Below are 4,606 nucleotides of genomic sequence, written 5' to 3' on the forward strand. Positions count from 1 at the left end.
AATTACTAAATTTACCATTGTTCGTGTTATGCAATGGTCTTTTTGTTATGCAATGAAATTAACAACTACTTTCGCAAATTTACACTTGACTTTAACTAGCTGGTCTATCTTGCCTAATTTCATATTTCATAAATACGAAATAAAATAAAAATGTGAATTAACTCTTATGTAAATTATATCATTAATTAGTATTAATCAAAGAGCTTAACACAAAAGGTAGGGTTTTTGTGTTGGCATAATTTCATGTCACAAAAGTACCTATTTTGCATTTTGTGACATCACAAAAGTAATTAGGGTAATTTTGTGACAGATACGATATAATTAACTATAAGTTTTTATAAAAGAGGGATTACGCTATGTCTAAAATAGGTTATATACGAGTTTCTACAGTAGATCAAAACACAGACAGACAGGAAATAGCATTATCAGAATTAGGTATTCAAAAAATTTTCAGTGAAAAAATATCAGGTAAAAGTGCTAATAGACCTCAATTAAAAAGCATGATGGAATACATTAGAGATGGAGATATATTGTATATAGAAAGTATATCTCGTCTTGCTCGCAGTACACGGGATTTGCTTTCTATAGTACAGCAACTTAAAGATAAAAAGGTAGATCTCGTTTCTTTAGAGGAGAACATCGATACTGCTACACCACAAGGGCGATTTGTTTTAACCTTATTTGGAGCGCTATCTGAACTAGAAAGAGAAAGTACTCTCAAACGTCAGCGTGAAGGTATTGCAGCTGAACATCTAAAAGGTAAAAAATTTGGTAGACCAATGGTTGAAAGGCCTAAAGATCGGTATAAAGTAATAAAGCTTTGAAAGGATGAAAAAATCACCGCAATTGAAGAAATGAGCAGACTAAATATGAACCGTGGTACATTTTATCGAAGAGCCAAAGAAATAGAAATTTTATAATTATTCTATGAGGGGGTTGGTATTTATGCCTGGGATGCATGAAACTGTATATCCACGATTTAAAAGTAATATTTATGAAAAAGAACTAAATGACACATATACTCCAACGCAAGAGGAAATAAAGTTCTCACAGAAAGTTGCCCGTGGTTACAAATTAAAAACTTGTTTTATAATTATGCTTAAAAGTTTTCAAAGACTGGGCTATTTCGTAGCTCCTATAAATATTCCGCAGACTATAGTACAACATATTTCTAAGGCGATTAATAGTTCTATTTCTTCAGTGGATATTTAAAATTACAATAAATTAGGAACAAAATTAAGGCATGTTCAGATTATTAGAGAATATTTAAATATAAAACCTTATGGATCAGATGCCAGACATGTATTAGTAAGAGCCATTGGAGCCTCCGCACGAACAAAGGATGAACCTTCTGATCTTATAAATGTTGCTATTGAAGAATTAATACGGCAGCATTATGAATTGCCAGCTTTTAGTACATTAGTAAGAGCATCAAATAGAATAAGAGTATCTGTATATCGGGCTTTTTACCGTCAAATTTATAATCTTATTAGCGAGGAGTCCAGGAATAAAATTGATAAACTTTTAGAATCTGAACAGGATAACATATATACTTCCTGGAACTTTTTAAAGCAAGAGCCAGGAACGCCCACACTTATGCATTTAAAAGATTTAGTTAATTATCTGAAATGGCTAACAGATCAAAATGTTGCCCTTGAGGTGCTCTCAAATATCCCAGATATTAAAGTTAAACAGTTTGCAGCTGAGGCAAAGACTCTTAATGCTGCACAAATGAAAGCATTAGAGCCTAATAAAAGATATACTATTTCAGTAGCATTATTGGCTGTTCAATCTGCAAAAACATTGGATGATCTGGCAGAAATGTTTATTAAAAGAATGTCTAGTGTTCACCGAAAAGGAAAAGAAGCACTTGAATTATATAGAACTAAAAACATACAAACAACAGACAAATTAGTAGTAACATTGCGAGATATGATTTTAGCTTATAAAAAAGATGGAAGCATTGAAGAAAAATTTGCAGCAATCCAATCAGTCATTGAGGATAAAAGTGATGAGGTGCTTAGTGATTGTGAAGCGCATACAGCTAATTCAGGTAACAATTATTACTCGTTTCTTTGGAAATATTACAAGAGTCATAGAGTAACTTTATTTAGCTTAGTAAGAAGTGTTACACTCCATTCCACAAATAAAGATATATCCCTAGAGCAATCATTAAAATTTCTTCAGGCAAATGAAAATATACGCAGAGATTTACTCGATTCAGTTAAAATTGAAAATAAGGGCAAAGACAATGAAAATAAAATTCAACTTTTAGACCTTTCATGGGTGTCGGATGATTTTTGGAAGCTTATAACTGGATACAGCAGCAGAAATACTTATCCGGACAAAATAGATCGCAGACATTTTGAAGTATGTGTGTTTACACAAATATTTAGAGATTTAAAATCTGGTGATTTATATGTTAAAGGTAGTGATAAATTTTCTGATTATAGAGATCAACTTATAAGTTGGGAAGATTACGAGGAAACTAAAGATTTGTATGGTGAGCAAGCAGGCATTCCTGTGAATAGTCATGGGTTTATTGAGCACGTAAAAAATTGGCTTAATGATGCAATTGAGAAAACAGACAAGTCTTTCCCTTCTAATCAGTATTTAAGAATAGAAAAAGGCATACCAACTTTAGGCAAGCCTGAAAAAAAGAAGTATCCTAAACAGTTGAAATTAATTGAATCGCTAATCTCGGAGAGATTAAAACCGATTAATATTCTTGATGTGATTACGGATACGGAATACTGGCTTAACTGGTCAAAATACTTTGGTTCCATTTCTGGCCATGATGCAAAGATTGAAAACTCAATTGAGAGGTACCTTATAACGTCTTTTTGTTATGGATGCAATTTAGGACCTACTCAAACATCTCGATCTCTAGAAGGTATCAATCGTAAACAGGTAGCATGGATAAATAATCGTCATATAACAGAAGAAAAGATAGAGTTAGCCATAAAAGATATTATAAACGCATATAACTGCTTTTCACTACCTAAATTTTGGGGTTCTGGTAAAAGAGTCTCTGCAGATGGTACAAAATGGGATTTGTATGAACAAAATCTATTGTCTGAGTACCATATAAGATATGGAGGATACGGTGGAATTGGATATTATCATGTTTCAGACACGTATATAGCTTTATTTAGTCATTTTATCCCTTGTGGTGTTTGGGAAGCAGTATATATTCTGGATGGAATGTTAAAAAACGAATCCGATATTCAACCAGATACAATACATGCGGATACACAAGGTCAAAATGCACCAGTTTTTGCATTATCTTATTTATTAGGTATAAACCTTATGCCCCGTATTCGAAACTGGAAGGACATTACACTTTATAGACCATATAAAGATGCAAAGTATGAACATATTGATGAATTATTTTCTGATACAATTGATTGGAAGCTTATTGAAACCCATTTTCCTGATATGCTAAGAGTTGCTTTATCTATTAAAGATGGGAAAATTACAGCATCTACACTCTTAAGAAAGCTTAGCACATATAGTAGAAAAAACCGATTATACCAAGCTTTCAGAGAACTCGGCAGAGCTATTAGGACAGGATATTTAATGAATTATATTGGGGATGAAGAATTAAGAAGTACAATACAAGCAGCTACAAATAAAAGTGAAGGTTTCAATTGCTTTACTAAATGGGTGTTGTTTGGAGGGGATGGAATTATTGCAGAAAACAACAGAGATGAACAGCGAAAAATAATAAAGTATAATCATCTGGTTTCCAATTGTATTATATTTTATAACGTTTTTCATATAACCCAAATTCTTCAGGAGCTGGTCATGGAAGGTCATATAATTGAGGAAGATACTATAGCAGCTTTAAGTCCATATAGGGTGTTTTTGCCCAACCCCTCCAAAAAGGGGAATAAGGACTATTTCACAAAGTATACTTTTTGAAATGGTGATATTATTATACTTTTTTTATGTCAAAACTTCAACATTTTTATATATGAAACACTTCAAATAGATTGTATACTTATTGAAGTATTATTATGATTTTTATATAAAGTTTAAGAAGGAGCTATATAGGATGAGAAGTTTTTTTTATGCAAGGGTAAGTAGTAAAGACCAATCTTTAGAAAGACAAGTTGCTACAGCTAAAGAACTTGGAATACAGGATGAATATATATTTATAGAAAAAGCCAGTGGTAAAGATTTTAAAAGACCTGAATACCAGTTAATGAAGCGTATTCTTCGAAGTGGTGATATTTTATACATCAAATCGCTTGATAGATTAGGAAGAAATAAGCAAATGCTTTTGGATGAGTGGAAGGAGCTTATAAAAAATAAAGAAATTGATATAATTGTTTTAGATATGCCTTTGCTTAATACAACAAAATATAAGGATATGAAAGGTATAGAAAGTTTAATTGTTGATTTGATACTGCAGCTATTAAGTTATATGGCAGAGGATGAACGTACAAGAATAAAAGAAAGACAAAAGGAAGGCATTAGCATTGCTATGAAGAAAGGAATCAAATTTGGAAGAAAGAAAATACCAATTGATGAAAACTTTAAGGCTGTTTATAGGAAGTGGAAGCAAGGTAATATAACTGCTGTAAAAGCTATGGAGCTTGTT

The 4,606-nt window shown here is 32.0% G+C and carries 2 protein-coding genes and 1 pseudogene; all 3 read left to right on the forward strand.

The window, feature by feature from the left end; all coding sequences use genetic code 11:
• Positions 1 to 356 precede the first annotated feature (356 nt).
• The gene (locus KPL38_RS18275; protein WP_312884274.1) at positions 357 to 824 is read left to right on the forward strand and encodes a recombinase family protein; all 468 of its coding nucleotides are present in this window, start codon (positions 357 to 359) and stop codon (positions 822 to 824) included.
• 130 nt (positions 825 to 954) lie between these two features.
• Positions 955 to 3,924: pseudogene (locus tag KPL38_RS18285) on the forward strand (Tn3 family transposase).
• Positions 3,925 to 4,057: 133 nt separating this feature from the next.
• Positions 4,058 to 4,606: recombinase family protein (locus KPL38_RS18290; RefSeq protein ID WP_216290565.1), on the forward strand; the 549-nt coding region annotated here is incomplete at its 3' end.

Source organism: Clostridium psychrophilum, assembly GCF_018861705.1.
Taxonomy (GTDB): Bacteria; Bacillota; Clostridia; order Clostridiales; family Clostridiaceae; genus Clostridium_AD; species Clostridium_AD psychrophilum.